At 60.3% G+C, this 15,377-nt stretch carries 17 protein-coding genes; 8 read left to right on the top strand and 9 right to left on the bottom strand.

Going from position 1 to position 15,377, the window contains the following annotated elements:
* Positions 1-423: 423 nt before the first annotated feature.
* On the bottom strand, positions 424-573 hold the full coding sequence (locus LB523_RS19235; protein WP_224605975.1) for a hypothetical protein: 150 nt from the start codon (positions 571-573) through the stop codon (positions 424-426).
* A gap of 197 nt (positions 574-770) precedes the next feature.
* Between LB523_RS19235 and LB523_RS19230 the strand changes: the two genes are divergently transcribed.
* Positions 771-1,130, top strand: a complete 360-nt coding sequence (locus LB523_RS19230) for a hypothetical protein (RefSeq protein WP_224605972.1) — start codon at positions 771-773, stop codon at positions 1,128-1,130.
* 288 nt (positions 1,131-1,418) lie between these two features.
* On the opposite strand, the gene LB523_RS19225 is transcribed toward LB523_RS19230, so the two are convergent.
* The 3 genes from LB523_RS19225 to LB523_RS19215 all read right to left on the bottom strand — a co-directional run bounded on the left by LB523_RS19225 (position 1,419) and on the right by LB523_RS19215 (position 2,612).
* A complete protein-coding gene (locus LB523_RS19225; protein ID WP_224605969.1) occupies positions 1,419-1,637 on the bottom strand; it encodes a hypothetical protein in 219 nt (72 codons plus the stop codon).
* Positions 1,638-1,652: 15 nt separating this feature from the next.
* Positions 1,653-1,868 (bottom strand): hypothetical protein, encoded by a 216-nt coding sequence (locus LB523_RS19220; protein WP_224605966.1) that lies wholly within the window; start codon positions 1,866-1,868, stop codon positions 1,653-1,655.
* Positions 1,869-2,393: 525 nt separating this feature from the next.
* A complete protein-coding gene (locus tag LB523_RS19215) occupies positions 2,394-2,612 on the bottom strand; it encodes a hypothetical protein (protein ID WP_224605963.1) in 219 nt (72 codons plus the stop codon).
* A 266-nt stretch (positions 2,613-2,878) separates the two neighbouring features.
* Here LB523_RS19215 and LB523_RS19210 point away from each other — a divergent pair, with 266 nt between their 5' ends.
* Positions 2,879-3,100, top strand: coding sequence for a hypothetical protein (locus LB523_RS19210; protein WP_224605959.1), 222 nt, complete (start codon positions 2,879-2,881; stop codon positions 3,098-3,100).
* A 209-nt stretch (positions 3,101-3,309) separates the two neighbouring features.
* Here LB523_RS19210 and LB523_RS19205 read toward each other — a convergent pair whose 3' ends face one another.
* The 4 genes from LB523_RS19205 to LB523_RS19190 all read right to left on the bottom strand — a co-directional run bounded on the left by LB523_RS19205 (position 3,310) and on the right by LB523_RS19190 (position 5,801).
* Positions 3,310-3,471 (bottom strand): hypothetical protein, encoded by a 162-nt coding sequence (locus tag LB523_RS19205; RefSeq protein ID WP_224605956.1) that lies wholly within the window; start codon positions 3,469-3,471, stop codon positions 3,310-3,312.
* 61 nt (positions 3,472-3,532) lie between these two features.
* Positions 3,533-3,748, bottom strand: coding sequence for a hypothetical protein (locus LB523_RS19200; protein WP_224605954.1), 216 nt, complete (start codon positions 3,746-3,748; stop codon positions 3,533-3,535).
* Between the two features lie 23 nt (positions 3,749-3,771).
* Complete coding sequence (gene groL, locus LB523_RS19195; protein ID WP_224605951.1) at positions 3,772-5,406, bottom strand: chaperonin GroEL; 1,635 nt, start codon at positions 5,404-5,406, stop codon at positions 3,772-3,774.
* A 56-nt stretch (positions 5,407-5,462) separates the two neighbouring features.
* On the bottom strand, positions 5,463-5,801 hold the full coding sequence (locus LB523_RS19190; RefSeq protein ID WP_224605948.1) for a co-chaperone GroES: 339 nt from the start codon (positions 5,799-5,801) through the stop codon (positions 5,463-5,465).
* A 493-nt stretch (positions 5,802-6,294) separates the two neighbouring features.
* On the opposite strand from LB523_RS19190, the gene LB523_RS19185 reads away from it, so the two are divergent.
* The 6 genes from LB523_RS19185 to LB523_RS19160 all read left to right on the top strand — a co-directional run bounded on the left by LB523_RS19185 (position 6,295) and on the right by LB523_RS19160 (position 13,113).
* A complete protein-coding gene (locus LB523_RS19185) occupies positions 6,295-6,555 on the top strand; it encodes a hypothetical protein (protein ID WP_140721212.1) in 261 nt (86 codons plus the stop codon).
* Positions 6,552-6,917 (top strand): hypothetical protein, encoded by a 366-nt coding sequence (locus LB523_RS19180; protein ID WP_224605945.1) that lies wholly within the window; start codon positions 6,552-6,554, stop codon positions 6,915-6,917. The genes LB523_RS19185 and LB523_RS19180 overlap by 4 nt, the downstream gene beginning before the upstream one ends.
* An 86-nt stretch (positions 6,918-7,003) precedes the next feature.
* Positions 7,004-7,246, top strand: coding sequence for a hypothetical protein (locus tag LB523_RS19175; RefSeq protein WP_224544590.1), 243 nt, complete (start codon positions 7,004-7,006; stop codon positions 7,244-7,246).
* A 387-nt stretch (positions 7,247-7,633) separates the two neighbouring features.
* A complete protein-coding gene (locus LB523_RS19170; protein ID WP_224605942.1) occupies positions 7,634-8,452 on the top strand; it encodes a transglutaminase-like domain-containing protein in 819 nt (272 codons plus the stop codon).
* 1,162 nt (positions 8,453-9,614) lie between these two features.
* A complete protein-coding gene (locus LB523_RS19165) occupies positions 9,615-12,707 on the top strand; it encodes a CheR family methyltransferase (RefSeq protein ID WP_224605940.1) in 3,093 nt (1,030 codons plus the stop codon).
* A 19-nt stretch (positions 12,708-12,726) separates the two neighbouring features.
* Positions 12,727-13,113, top strand: a complete 387-nt coding sequence (locus LB523_RS19160; RefSeq protein ID WP_224605937.1) for a response regulator — start codon at positions 12,727-12,729, stop codon at positions 13,111-13,113.
* Between the two features lie 1,156 nt (positions 13,114-14,269).
* Here the strand turns inward: LB523_RS19160 and LB523_RS19155 are convergent.
* The gene (locus LB523_RS19155; RefSeq protein WP_224605934.1) at positions 14,270-15,376 is read right to left on the bottom strand and encodes a class I SAM-dependent methyltransferase; all 1,107 of its coding nucleotides are present in this window, start codon (positions 15,374-15,376) and stop codon (positions 14,270-14,272) included.
* Between the last annotated feature and the right edge of the window lies 1 nt (position 15,377).

The following is a 15,377-nucleotide window of genomic DNA, read 5'->3' as shown; positions in this document are numbered from 1 at the left end:
TCGCGTCAGCTTGTGGGTCCAGCCTGCCTGCCGACAGGGTTGCGCAAGGAATGAAAATTGGCCTGGTCCGCCGTCGGGGCTTAGGCCGCGAACTTCCGGTCGTTTGCTGTAGACACATGATTGGCCGCTCTCCGCCTGGACGCGACCGAACTACGCCCGAAAGACATTGTTCCCAACGGCGATGTTCCCAGCGGTGGTCTGTTAGATCTCCAAGGTTCCCCGCGATCGGCAAGGTCGAGGCGGCCAACGCCTTCCTTGACCTTGTGGTGGACGGATAAACGCGCAGGTGCAGGCTTCTGCGGGCCGAACCGACAATCAGTAGTGCATAGCCGCTGTTGAAGAAGAGGTCAGCGGAGCTAGCTACGCCGTCTGATGCGATACCGTCTCAACTCCGACGTTGGGCTCGCTCTCGATGGCTCGGGCCTATCCGTCCACGTGACCCAGCACGATATCGATAGATCCCAGTACGGCCGTGACGTCCGCGAGCAGGTGAGTGGCTTGCCCGCGCTCAAGGCGGCGGAAGCGCATGGCGCGCGACATGCCGCGGGCCTGCGCTGCCTCCATCTGGACCATGCCATCTTTCTCGACCTGGGCTCCGCGGTGGCAAGACCCGGGGAGCAGCCGCCGACGTTGTTGGCCGGCTGAGGTACGAGCCCTGTCGCGATCCTCTTTCGAGGCGCCGGCGTGCGAGCCCCTTCCCTCAAACTGTGTGCCCCTTTCCCTGGATGGTCCGCCTGAGGAAGCTTGCACAAGGAATGTCATAGAGCCCGATGACCATGGTCGCTGTAGGTTTTGCAGCAACAGCGAGGGGGATTCAAAGATCCCTGTTTCGATCTATGGTTGCCTCGAAGAAATCGCAGGTGGCAACCATGGAAGCGATCTTTGACGACATTGCAGCAGCCCTGAAAGCCCCGCCCATCGCGCTTGCGGGCTCGCTACGCGCTTTGGCGCTGCGTCTGGCCGAAAGCCACGAGCGCGGCATGAAGGCTCGCCGGCAGATCAACAAGAATAGCTCCGAGCAGGTGATGCTTGGCAAGGTCATCTTGAAGGAAAAGCCGGCGGAAGCGCGCGCCGGTTCGACTGGAAAGCCTCGCCGGCACTGGTGGGCCTCCGAGAGGTCGAGAAGCTGATCAAGGCCCGGCCTGGTGGAACGGTGCCAGAAACCGACGACGACGAGGTCTCTATCCGCGCCGCGGCGTTCTCATGCACTCTCGGATGCTTCGCTGAAGCCGCCGAGCGTATGCCCGAACCTCAGTTCCTGATCGAACATGCTGCCGCGCATGCCGCGCCGCGCACACCAGCCGCCGACCTCGTGGCGAGCGTGCTTGAACGGGAATGGTGGCGCAGGTGGCCCGGTAGGGCGAGGCGAGTGACTCCCTCCGAAATCGATAGCTTATGCGCCGCGCCTGTCGCGTGGGCTAAAGCCCGAGCGTTTCGCCCGTTCCCAGCCGGGTGAAGTGTGCCACCGGCCGGTGCGTGGCTGCTGCAAACTCCTCAAGCGCGTCCGCGACGTCGTCGACCGCGGCCGCAGTCCGCTTCATCTGGTGCAGGATCCGGACCACGAGCATCGCCGTCTTGGTATCACGGAACAGTTGGCTCCCGTGCATCGATGCGGTGTTAAAATCTGAGATCTGCATGAGTGTTGTTGCTCGTCAGTGCGCGGTTGCTGGTGGGGCGATCTTCAGCAGGCGACGCTTGGCCGCCTTCGCGCGCGCTTGCCCGTTTCGGATGCGGCAGCACAGCGCAATGCTCACCGCGATACCATGGTTATCGTGGAGCATGGCCGTCGCTTGCTTCAGCGACTGGTCAGCTCGCTTTGCGTGCTGCCGGGCAGCCGCCATTTCGAGAACTACAAGTTCGACCGTCATCCCGTTTCCTCCGCGGGTTTGGCTTCAAAAAACCAATCGGCGCCAGGGCTTTTTGTTCCTGCGACGGTCGGGCGCAGCCGTGGTCACAGCAGCCCCACCGGGGAAGGTGTTTCGCTGCAGCCCTTGGGTGCCGACACGGTAGTGTGCTGAGAGTTCTGCAAATTCGCTGAGAGAGGGCGGTCATGGCTGGCTGGTGATTGTTCACGTTGCCGGCGCGCTAGGCTGCTTCCTTTCAGAGCGCGTCGCGTCGGGTGGGTGCCTTCCGCAATCCAACGCTTCACACTCGATAAACAGCCCGTCGAGTGCGCATGGCAGGCGGGCTCTTTCACATGCCGAATAGACCATAGCAGGTAGCGTAATGGGACCTCAGTCCTCATTGCAGCACGAGGGATTATCGAACAACTTTTACTTACCGCCGAGTTTGAAACCACGTCCCCCCGGAATAGGTGCCGGCGGCTAGGCCCGGCTCGCATAATCCTGTGTCACCCTTGATCTGCGAGCCGGGCTTTGCGCCGAAGCAGTTCATCATTTGGCAAAATCCTTTGGCGGCTCCTCTGCAATTCTGAATTCGTGGACGGTGCCTTCGCGTTCGTCGACAACCCGAAACCAGTGCTCTTGCAAGGCCTTGGTGGAGATCGCCTTTCCCGTCAGGGTCTCTGCGGCGCTGAGCGCATCAGGTGCCTCTGCAGATGTCGTGGCAACGAGGCGTTCGCCATAGATCTCTTCGATTTGAAAGCGCGCCATCGGAAACCTCCTGAAACCAATGGCAACGCTCCCCGAAAGAGAAGGTTCACGGTCCAATTAAGATCAGCGGAACCTAATATGCGGCTTCCGCTATGGAAAAATGAGCACACGCGGCGCCAATTTCCTCGAGCGTTGGATGGCAGAGCATTTGCCCGAAGTGGTGACGGACGACCCTGCCGCCATAAGCGATCTGACCGACCAAGCGATGTAAAGCTGCGGACCGAGAGGGCATCGAGGTCAGCGAGATTTACGAGGAAGTCGGCAGCGTGTTCGAGGTTATCGCCCAGGCGATGCAGCACCGCGATGGCAGTTTGCCCGAGACCGATCTCACCGAATTCGACCTCCTGGCCGGCCGACTGTCGCGAGAAGCGAATCTCACGGAAGCACAGGCTCGTGATCTGATTGAGCGCTTCGGTACGGATTGGGAAAAGCTCCTCAATGAAGCTCATTTCCTGAAAGAGGTTGATGGTCGGCTGAGGCAGGAATAGGCGCCAGACCACCGAAACCACGCTGGCCGGCTGGTTCGACGGCTCCGGGAAAATTCGCCTCGATGAGGAAGTCGTCGGTCTTGGCTCGTTCGGTTACACATTGACAGTGTTCTCTAGCGAGCACTGACTGAAGACCCCGACAGGCGAATTTGATCGCGAGTTACACCCGGAAGTTCGCCTACGGTCGCTAGTATCCTCAGGTCCACAAGTCAGCGGCCGGCCTCTTCCCGCCGCTTGGCGTCTTGATCGTTCAGCCGGCTGACCATCTCGTACGCTTGGCCGGCATTGATGCCGACCATGATCTTGTGATCGGACTCGGCGGGCTGGCCGGTGAAGACGTCGAAAACGGTCCAGCTGTCCGGAGGGTCCATACAAGGGCGTAGCGGTTTGCCATATTCCGCGTCCTTTCGTTTTCGCCCGCCGCCGATCGGTTCAGGTTTGCAGAATGAAAAATACCGCCGCCAGGACAAGTACTGTCCACAGCACCACGCCGAGGTTCAAAGCCAGGTCCCTGCGCGACGAGAGACCTTCTCGCATACGGGCCGCCAGGTTCGTCATATTGCTGGATGTGGCCGAAGCCGCCACGATGGCGACCGGCGACTTGACCCCAAGCCTGCCGAACACCGGGGGTAGCGTCGGTTCACGCACGGCCGTATCCTGGCGCCAAGATCTCAGTATCCCATTCCGCCCATGCCGCCGCCGCTAGGTGAAGGTGCGGCATCCTTGGTCGGAATGTCGGTGATCATGGCTTCGGCGGTGATCAAAAGCGCTGCGATCGAGCCGGCATCCTGCAGTGCCGTGCGCACCACCTTTGCCGGATCGACGATGCCTGCCTTGATCATGTCGACATATACCTCGTTCTGGGCGTCAAAGCCCTGATTGTGGTCCTTGCTGTCGGCAAGCTTGCCGACGATGATCGACCCTTCGACGCCGGAATTCTCAGCGATCTGGCGCATCGGCGCTTCGAGGGCCCGGAGCACGATCGAGATGCCCGCGGTGACATCGGCATTGGCGCTGGTCAGGCCCTTGAGCGCCGACCTGGCGCGCAGCAGCGCCACACCACCGCCGGGCACGATGCCTTCCTCGACAGCTGCGCGCGTGGCGTTCAGCGCATCGTCGATACGGTCCTTCTTTTCCTTGACTTCCGACTCCGTAGCACCGCCGACGCGGATCACCGCAACGCCGCCGGAGAGCTTGGCCAGCCGCTCCTGCAGCTTTTCCTTGTCGTAGTCGGACGTGGTTTCCTCGATCTGACCCCTGATCTGGGCGACGCGCGCCTGGATGGTGGCCTTGGCGCCGGCGCCGTCGATGATCGTGGTGGTGTCCTTGTCGATCAGCACGCGCTTGGCGCGACCGAGCATGTCGATGGTGACGTTTTCCAGCTTGATGCCGAGATCCTCCGAGATCATCTGGCCGGCGGTGAGCACGGCGATGTCTTCCAGCATCGCCTTGCGGCGATCGCCGAAGCCCGGCGCCTTGACGGCCGCGACCTTGAGGCCGCCGCGCAGCTTGTTGACGACCAGCGTGGCCAGCGCCTCGCCTTCGACGTCCTCGGAGATGATCAGCAGCGGGCTACCGCCCTGCACCACCGCTTCGAGGATCGGCAGCATCGCCTGCAGGTTGCCGAGCTTCTTTTCGTGGATAAGCACATAGGGCTCTTCCAGTTCGACCCGCATCTTGTCGGCATTGGTGACGAAATACGGGCTGAGATAGCCGCGGTCGAACTGCATGCCCTCGACGACGTCGAGCTCGGTCTCGGCGGTCTTGGCTTCCTCGACAGTGATGACGCCGTCATTGCCGACCTTGTCCATGGCCTTGGCGATCATCTCACCGACGCTGGCATCGCCATTGGCGGCAATGGTGCCGACCTGCGCGATCTCGGCCGACGACTTGACCTTCTTGGCCCGCGCCTTGATTTCCTCAACCACGGCGGTGACCGCCTGGTCGATGCCGCGCTTGAGGTCCATCGGGTTCATGCCGGCAGCGACCAGCTTGGCGCCTTCGCGCAGGATCGAGGCGGCCAGCACCGTGGCGGTGGTGGTGCCATCACCGGCAAGGTCGTTAGTCTTCGAGGCCACTTCGCGCACCATCTGGGCGCCCATGTTTTCGAACTTGTCGGTAAGCTCGATTTCCTTGGCCACCGTCACACCGTCCTTGGTGATGCGCGGCGCGCCATAAGCCTTGTCGATGATGACGTTGCGGCCCTTGGGGCCGAGCGTCACCTTGACGGCGTTGTTCAGGAGCTCGACGCCGCGCAGCATGCGGTCGCGCGCGTCGGTGGAGAATTTGATTTCCTTGGCAGACATGATCGTTGATCCCGTTCGAAAATTGGAGTGCGCCGTTTGCCGTGAAGACTGCCCGGTCAGGCGGCGTCCTTGACGGCCATTGTCTTGTCGACAATGCCGGTCTCGCTCTTGTCGATGATGCCCATGATGTCGGCTTCCTTCATGATCAGAAGGTCCTCGCCATCGATCTTGACCTCGGTGCCGGACCATTTGCCGAACAGGATGAAGTCGGCGGCTTTCACATCGGGCACGATCAAGGCGCCGGCTTCGTCGCGTGCTCCCGGGCCGACGGCGATCACTTCGCCTTCCTGCGGTTTCTCCCTGGCATTGTCGGGAATGATGATGCCGCCCTTGGATTTGGTATCGCCTTCGGCGCTGCGAACGACGACGCGGTCGTGGAGTGGCCGGAATTTCATGGGGAACTTCTTTCTGTGGCCGGCATTGGGCGGGCCGCTGCCTCTGTATAGGCGGGTTGGCACTCGATAGATAGGAGTGCCAGAATTATTTCTCGCCGATGGCCAAGAATTCGAATGAAATAATTCGAGCCGCGCAGAAATTCATCCGCGCTCGTGGGAAATTTTCTGCCGGCTTGAATTTTGCGGGCGTGCGTCTGTTATTTCAAGGGACAAATATAATGCGTCTCGACCTTGTTTAGAACTCAAATGAGGCGCATAGGTAAAACTCGTTGATTTGGTCGAGTTGGCTTTGTGTCAAGCCCCGCCATTCACCACCGAATTCTCGAAAACGAGTGCAGCGCCGGTCCGGCGCACATTTCGTTCCGTTCGAACCCCTGGAATGACATCGACGCTGACCACGGATGTACTGGCAGCGTCGGGCATCATTCCGGTGGTTCGAGTGGGAATGATACGGAAATGCGCAGGCGCGGGTTTCCGCTGAAAGGCGCAACAAATGACCAGCCGCACCACACCAACTATCGTTCGCTTCAAGTCGGCGTTTTCGCTGCCCGGCTTTGATGCACCGCAACCACCCGGGGACTACCGCGTCGATCACGACGAGGAAGCCCTCGAAGGAGCTTCCCTGATCGCGTGGCGCCGCGTCGCCACCTTCATTCACCTGCCGGCGATCTCCGCAAGCGGTGCTACGCGGCAGATGGTGCCGATCGAACCGGCATCGCTCAAAGCCGCACTGGAGCAGGACCAGAGACAATGATGAGAACCACGATGATGCAACGCAACGCACACCCGGTCCGCCGCGAAGCCGCAACGCATCTATTTGCCCTCGGACAGGCTGTCCGGCTGAAGGGCGGCTTCGGCACGTTTCCAAAGACTTCGGAAATCTACCGGATCACAGCCAGACTCCCGCCGAGGGAAGATTCGGCGCAGTACCGCATCCGCAACGACGGCGAACCTCATGAACGGGTGGCGACGCAAGACAGTCTCGAACCGGTCGCCACATCGCCGGGTGACACCATAACGCTCATCGAAAGGACGTTCGCACATGGCAAAGGGACCGAAACGCTCGAGCCGGGAAATCAGGAAGCCGAAGCAGGAAAAGGCCCTGCCCAAGCCTAAAAGCGTGTTCGGCGCCCACACCAGACTTCCTGACATCAGTACCCCTCGCGGCTAAGGCGAGAACTGACACAGCGAGATGGATGATGATGAAGATCATGATCGAATTCTATCGCACCCGAGAAGCGGACGATGCGCATGCCGTGCTCGGCCGCGAGGCCGCGGAAGCCGCCGACCTCGACGATGCGATCGAAATCGCCAGGCTTTTGGCTGGGACCCTGAACATGCCGCAGCGGCCGGACGCCATGACGATCGCCGATGCGAATGGCGCAACGCTCTATTCGGGCGTTCTCGCCGGGGAGGCGAGTAATGAGGATCGGCTAACATCATGAGTGGCCATAACAACGAAAGCTGTCGGACCCGCAACTTCGCCGCGCTTGCGGTCTGGGAAAATGAGGGCGGCGCGTCCGGGCGCGATTTCTATGGACCATCAAATGGCCGTCGAGTGAAAGTTGGTCGCTCCTGGACCGACTTCCACGTTTTCAGCGCGCAACGCCGTCCGCCTCACCGATCATGACGGCTTGCTTCTTGGTCGATGTCGAGGCGCTCGCGAAATCGGATATCGCCTTGGCCGAGACCGGGCCTGCTGAAACAAGATACCTTTCAGCATTCGAGGCCTTGCTGGTGTCCATCCATGATGTTGCTTGCCAAGCCTACTCCGGCAACCGTCGCGAATCCTGCACTCTGACCCCCGCTGATTTCCGGCAGGAAAGATCCACATGCTGATCCGCTACGGCTATGAGATCACGCTGACCTGCCAGCAACCGACCGCATTGGTATGCCTGCTATCGGTCCACGACGACCGCGCGGCCGACATCAGGATCCCCGAAACGGTCTTCACCACGCCCGATGTTCCGACATCGACCTACCATGATGTCTTTGGCAACCGATGCCGCCGGCTTGTCGCGCCCGCGGGCGACCTGACGATGTGGGGCGATGCAACGATCGAGGATGACGGCAAGATAGACAGGCTGCTGCCAGCTGCCCGCGAAGTAGCGGTGTGGGATTTGCCAGACGACTGCCTTGTCTACCTAATGGGCAGCCGCTACTGCGAAACCGATCGTCTCAGCCAGGCGGCGTGGGACATGTTTGGCGCCACTGCCCCAGGTTGGGGCCGCGTGCAAGCAATCTGCGACTTCGTCCACGGTCATATTCAATTCGACTACATGCAGGCCAGATCGACGCGAACGGCCTTCGAGGCGTACCAGGAACGCATAGGCGTCTGCCGCGACTTCGCCCATCTCGCGCTGACTTTGTGCCGCTGCCTCAATATTCCTGCACGCTATGTCAACGGACACCTCGGCGACATCGGGGTCCCGGTCGTCGACCCCATGGACTTCAGCGCCTGGATCGAGGTCTTCCTGGACGGTGCTTGGCATACTTTTGATCCCCGAAACAACACGCCCAGGATTGGCAGGATCGTCGTCGCCCGCGGCCGCGATGCGGCCGACATTCCGCTCATCAACTCCTTCGGCCCGCATGTTCTCAAAGGGTTTCGGGTCTGGACCTACGAAGTGCAGAACCTTCATCTCACATGAACAATTTGCAGGCGGGGCGGGGCGCGGCCTCTCGATGTGTTGAATTAGGGGCCGTTGCTGGCGGCAAGCGGATCGTCTGCTAGTGGCGTACCATGACTTCCAGCGCGGTCGCCTGGGACGTCCGCTTTTAGACAGGGGCACAGCTAACTTTGAGGACCGAAATTGGGCGCGAAGCGGACATTCTCTGATTAGGGTGGCGCAAACGTCCACGCTCTGGCGCATCGAAGTGATTGATGGTTGTGGCGATGCAAGCTGCAAAGTTACGCGATGTGAGGTCCGATGTCGCCAGCCCTGACCCGTTCGTTTCATTTGCGATCAGGCAATCCGTCCCTATCCGCAGACGCTCCATATAGGCTCGGTAGGCAAACTGCGGTCACGCTTCTTGCCGGTCGTTTCGACGAGAATTCCAGCTTCAGCCAGCGCTTCGATCGCGAGGGTTGCCGTTGTCTTGCTGGCAGCAAGGCACGGCCATGTTCCTTGCCTGATCCACTAGATACGATCTCTTTACTAACAACGATTGTGAGTCAAGAGATCGTTTCTTAGCGAAAGCCGCTGGAAACGGCTTCGTCTACAGGACGTTGCCTGGCAAATTTTGACGACGCCAAACCGGAAGAATCGGCTATTGGCCGCCCGCATCTCCCAAAGCTGCTATCAGTGCCTGAAATTTCGAATATGAAACTGCTCTCCCGTAAAACTATCCGATTTCTGCCGCCTCCGTATCTCCAGCGTTCTGCCGCCTCATGAGGCTGAGCGCGTTCGGGAGTATATGCTGGATCTGATTGCACAGGGTCGGCAGCCGCCCCGCAAGGTCCGTGTCTACGACTGGAATGAAATCGCCTCTCACTGCGACGCTGGATCGTCAGCCGCCAAGCCTCGTAGAAGGTGTTCTGGTCGTAAGACGCATCTTTGCTGGTGCTCCTGTTTCGGTGCAAACCACCCCGGCAGTTGATCGAAATCACAGCCGCTCTTGTACGGTGGTCTTCCAAACGGTACCGGCGACTATAGGAAGCCGGTCATTTCGCCCATCCGGCCCCAAAGCGCCGCTGGATATAGAAGCCGCTCAGCCGAACATCGATTCTATCAGCGACTAAGGCGGGCTCCGCATGTGCCTCAACAATCGGCCTCCGTTGTCGGTGTCATCGCACAGCGCTAGATTAAGCTTATGACATCGCAGACTCCGCTCGTTGTGGGTATCGGCGCCTCGGCCGGGGGTATTCCGGCACTTGAGGGTTTTTTCCGAGAACTTCCGAACGACAGCGGGATGGCATTTATCATTGTAACCCATCTCAGCCCCGAACGGCGTAGCCTGCTGCACGAGGTCATTGGCCGTTATACTGCGATTTCCGTTCTTGTTGCCGAAGAGGGCGCGGAGCTGCGGGCGAACACCGTACATGTCATGCCCGAGGGCAAGATCCTGACGGTAAGGGATGGCAGACTGCGGCTGACGGACGACGATCCGGTGCATCGGGAACGCAAGCCGATCGATATCCTCTTCGCCTCGTTGGCCCAAGATCAGGGCGAGAATGCAGTTGGCATCGTGCTCTCCGGGGGAGATTCCGATGGAACGCTGGGGGTCAAGGCGATCAAGGAGAGCGGCGGCATTACCATGGCGCAGGCGCAAGATGGTTCGGGTCCGCGAAATCCGGAAATGCCCGCCAGCGCCATGGCAAGCGGTCTGATCGACTTTGCCGAGCCGGTCGAGCATATGCCTGAACGACTGCTCCAGATCCGGGACAGCCTCAGCGCATTCGACGGTCTCATCAATCATCAACAGGACCGGCAACGCGACGAAGTTCAGCGCGTTCAAAAAGAGATTTCGAGCCTGCTGCGCAGCCACGCGGGACACGACTTTTCCGGATATAAACCTCGGACCTTTATGCGCCGTGTCGCCAGACGGATGAAGGTTGTTCACTTGCAAACGCTCGAGGCCTACCAGCAGCGCCTCCACGATGACCCTTCCGAGGTGCTGGCGCTGTTCCGGGACCTGCTCATCAATGTCACCAATTTCTTCCGCGACAACGATGCCTTCTCAGCACTGAAGGAACAAGTCGTGCCGCGGCTGTTTGAGGGGCGCGGTGCCGACGAAACGATTCGGCTGTGGGTGCCCGGATGCGCCACCGGCGAAGAAGCCTACTCGCTGGGCATTCTGATGCGCGAGCAGATGGAGAGACTCGAGATCATGCCCCGGGTTCAGATCTTTGCCACCGATATCGATGAGGAGGCGCTGTCGGTCGCACGGGCTGGACGCTATCCGCCCGCCCTTTTGACAGATATGAATCCCGAGAGGCTCAAGCGCTTCTTCCGCCGCGACGGCGTCAGTTATGTCGTCTCCAAGGATGTGCGTGAGATCTGTATCTTTTCTCCGCACAACGTCATCTCCGATCCGCCGTTCTCGCGCATGGACCTCGTCTCCTGCCGAAACCTGTTGATCTACCTCGGCGGTGAACTCCAGAATCAGGTGATCCCGACTTTTCACTACGCTCTCAAGCCGGGGGGCTATCTCTTCCTCGGTACATCTGAAGGCGTCGCCCGGCACGGCGATTTGTTTGCGCCGCTCGACAAGCAAAACCGTATCTTCCAGGCCCGCGACCATGGCGGCGTGTCGCGATCGCGGCGTCTACCAATGGCCCTAGACCATTCAGGCCTGCGGCAGCGGGGCGTTACGTCTGATCGGGACCAATTTGATGCAAACGGCGTCCGCCAGCAGGCCGAGTTGCAGGTTCTCGAACGGCATGCGCCGGCGCATGTAGTGATTACTCACGATGGAGAGATCCTCCACTATTCCTCGAACACCGACCGCTTCCTCGGAATGCCGAAGGGCGCGCCCAACCGGCACCTGTTCGATCTGGCACGGCGCGAGCTGCGAGCCGATCTTCGGGCGGCTCTGCGTCAGGCAATGGAAACAGGACGCTCCGCCAGCCGTCAGGTGTTGATGCTCGACCAGAACGGCGAGAGCGGCAACATCACCAACTTGACGATAGAGCCTCTAGGCGGGCCTAAAGGGCGTGAATCGCTGTTTCTGGTCCTGTTCACGCCGGTCGAGCGCTGGCGGAACCGGTCCACGGTCGAAGGCGCGGAGCGGCAAGCAGAAGAAGCTGAGGCGGTCGCGGAAGGCGAGCTGCGGGAGTTGCGCGAACGTCTCCAGTCCACAATCGAGGAATACGAGACCGCCCTTGAGGAGCTTAAGTCATCCAACGAGGAACTGGTTTCCGTCAACGAGGAGGCTCAGTCGACGAACGAAGAGCTTGAGGCCTCCAAGGAGGAGATGCAGTCGCTCAACGAGGAACTGACGACGATCAACGCAGAACTAGCGGCCAGCGTCGAGGACCTCGACCGCGCGAACACCGATCTGAGGAACCTATACGCCGCCACGCAAATCGCCACGGTATTCCTCGACGGCAATTTGGTGGTTCGCAACTTTACTCCCGCCGCGGCCGATTTCTTCGGCCTGCGTCAGGCGGACATCGGAAGGCCCCTGACCGAATTGGCGGGGGCGTTGCAGTATCCCGATCTCGAGACGCAGGTGCGCAAGGTCTTTCGCTCAGGCGAAGGCATCGAACGCCAGCTTTCCGCTGACGACGGCGGAACGCACTACCTTGTGCGCCTCGCTCCATACCGCAACCAGGATGAGGAGGTCGGCGGTGTCGTCATCACCATCGTAGACGTCGCCTCGCTCGTGCGAGCGGAGCAACAGCAGAAGGTTCTCATTTCGGAATTGAACCACCGGGTCAAGAATATGCTCGCGGTGGTCATCAGCATTGCAAAGAGCACACGCAAGACGGCGCCCTCCCTAGAGCAATTTTCGGACAACCTGATTGGTCGCTTACATGGGATGGCCCGAGCCTATTCGCTTCTGTCCGAGGCCGACTGGACGAAGGTGTCGATCCGGGATCTCGTCCGTGTGGAGGCTGAGACCTTCGGCGTGGAGCGCCTGGAGCTGGGAGGGGCCGAGGTGGCCCTTGCGCCGCAGCACGCGCTTTCGCTGGGCATGGTGATTCATGAAATTGCGACAAACGCAGCCAAGTACGGTGCTCTATCGAACGGGACCGGCGGTGTCTCTGTGAATTGGAAGCATGAGCACGGGCGCATCCGGCTTCAATGGATCGAAAAAGGCGGCCCCAAAGTCCAAGCGCCGGAACGAAAGGGCTTCGGCCTTGTTCTGGTCGAGGGACAGGTGAAACAGCAATTGGGCGGCGAATTGGACGTAAGGTTTCCCCCAGAAGGATTTGTTCTCGAATTGAGCTTTCCGCTGTAAGGCTAAAAGTGATGGACCAATGGTAGGGGGTGAAAAAGATGGCAGGCTGCGGCAGCTTGCTGTCCTGATCGTTGAAGATGAGTGGCTTGTTGCCATGGACCTGGCCGACGAATTGGCGGCGGCGGGATATCGTGTAATCGGACCGGCGCTTTCCGTCTCGCAGGCTCTTGAGCTCCTTGAGCAAACGACAGTCGATGGAGCCCTTCTTGACGTCAATCTGGGGGGAGAGACATCATATCCCGTCGCGGAGAGCCTACTGGCAAAGGGCATTTCCTTTGCGTTCGTCAGCGGATATGCGGCTAGCCAGCTTCGGGCGGACTTCAAAGATTTCCTTCTGCTCAGCAAGCCAGTGCAGGCCGATGCGCTGCGTAGCGGCCTTGAACGAATGCTGCAACAGGACGTCTAGCCAAACCACATCCAAAAAAGGTGCGGCACATTCCGTCGGTCTTGCCAGTGTGTGTTGGAAAATTCGTGCCGTTCCTGATCTCCTTTCAATGCAGCCGATGCCCGTGGGCGTCGTCCGCTTACATTTCAGTCTCAACCTTTCTGTACGAGCGACACGAGGCGCAAAGCGGCCGCTTCCGTGACCGGTTCTAACATGCCGCAACACTTTCTCTCGTCGGCCTCTATGAGGGCACAATCACCGAGTGCAGCACAGCTTTAGCAACCCGCTTCACCAGCTTCGTGTGTATCAAAGGTCACTCGCGCCTCTCAAAGCAAAAACCGCCCCGGCTAAATCGGGACGGTTATTGATTTATGATAAAATTGGTTGCGGGGACGGGCGGCACACTGGGAGCCTTCCTACGGCCTTCTGTGAATCAGCACCCTGGCTATCCCGTCATCACCCTGCTCAATGGAAAAGCGCTCATTGCCGGGCCCCGGCGGCCGCGATAGGCTGGCGACCTTCACATCCTCTAGCGATCTTGATCTAGAAGCTGCTTCCCCCGTGCGGTCTTTTGACGTTCCAATTGATCGATAATGATCCCCGACATCGCGTTGTCCAGTGAACGCTGCACAAAGATATCGCCGTAAGTTACCTCCATTTCAAGCCTGCCAGCGGAAGCTCTCTGGCGGCAATGTCTCGACATACACTCCGCGCACTGAAGAAGTTGGCTGGCCGTGACTGCCGCCGAATCTCTTCGACCACGACGCTGCGCATGGACTGCTCACGCCGCTTCTGCGTCTGCTTGGCAAGATAGCCAAACCAAGAGGACGCCATGATCCTCTGATGACTGCACCGCTCCGTTGGCCGCGAACATATGCGAGAAACGGGCCAGTGGCCCCGACGCCATCGGCGAGTGCCTCAAGCTTGCACTACAGCGGGGCCTGGATCCCCGACTTCCTTCACCAATGCCCGCAGTTCGGCTGGCGGCGCGAGGCAGAAAGTTCGAAAGGCTTCCAGGAACCCCAGTCGAAGGCCAATTGTAGACCCACCTGTCCACCGCTTTGGGCCGAAAGCCGACCGGCAGCTAGATGCCGTGAATCTTCTAGAATGGACAGCTGGCCCGGAGGATCGTCATCTGAACGTTTTCAGGAAGCGGCGCGCAAACTCTCGGTACCCCTTACGATTTGACGATCTCCGCCACGCAGTGGACGTAGTCCATGCGGTGACCTTCGGGAGCGTGTGCGACCTCGGCTTCATAAGCGCCGTAAAGATCGTCGACGATTGCGGCACGGTCATTGGCGGGACGCGAGGGATCGAGCGCGTTCGCAAAAACGGTTTCCGACCAGGAGCGGAGCGTCGGCACATAGGCCCTGGCGAAATCCTGCCCGTTGCGATGGACCCGGAAGGCCTCGGCATAGGGGCACGGCGTCACCATGGTGAAGATGTTTTCCAGCCTCAGCCCGGCCTGAGACACCGGCGAAACGGGATCGCGAAAGGGTGCTGCGAACTCGTCCGGCGTCTTGTAGAATTGCTGGAACGTCGCGTTGACATATTCCGCCTCGCTGATCCGCCCCGCCGCAAGCAAATCGCGCCAATGGCGCGCGAAGCTGTCGAACATGTCGACCCCGGTCGTATGTCCGAGATAGCGGCCTTCCTCGTCGACGCAGAAATTGGCCAGCGCCAGCCGGCCGCCGGGCCTCAGCTCACGGGCCCTTGCCAACAGGATCGTCTCCCAGTCGCGCAGCCCCTGGGCGCGAAACTGCGCCCGTTCGGCCTCGGTCGCGCCGACCGCCTGGACATGGTCGGCGATCATGCAGGGCCGCTTGCTGATCCAGTGCATCGCCGTGGCGGAAAAGCCGAACGAGAGAGAATTGTCCGGCAGGATCTGGCGGTAGAAGCTGGTGCCGCTGCCGAAGATGTAAAGGCCGGGCGTCTCGGCCAGCGGAACCTCGGCGGAGGTTCCCAAAAGTCCCTGGCTCAGCCGGAACAGGGTCGAGAAGTCATTATGGGGCAGGTCGGTGTAGGTGATCGATATCGCCCGGTCCGGTTCCCTCTCCCGAACCGCGGAGACCAGCCGCCGCATCATGTCCATCGAGGTGCCACCGTCCGCCGCGCCGAAATCGGCGACGGCGAATGGCTGGCCATCGGCCAGCCGAGGCATCCCGGCGACTGCCTTGACGACGAGATCGCCGACCTTGTCGATGACGTATTTGGCGCCGACGGTGTTGGTCGAGTAGTAGCCCGCCCCACGCATGGCGATCTTCTGGCCGTCGGCTGCGCTCAAC

This window comes from Mesorhizobium sp. ESP-6-4, from assembly GCF_020164735.1.
Taxonomy (GTDB): domain Bacteria; phylum Pseudomonadota; class Alphaproteobacteria; order Rhizobiales; family Rhizobiaceae; genus Mesorhizobium.
The sequence above is the reverse complement of the archived record's forward strand: the minus strand, read 5'-3'. Positions and strand labels throughout refer to the sequence as shown.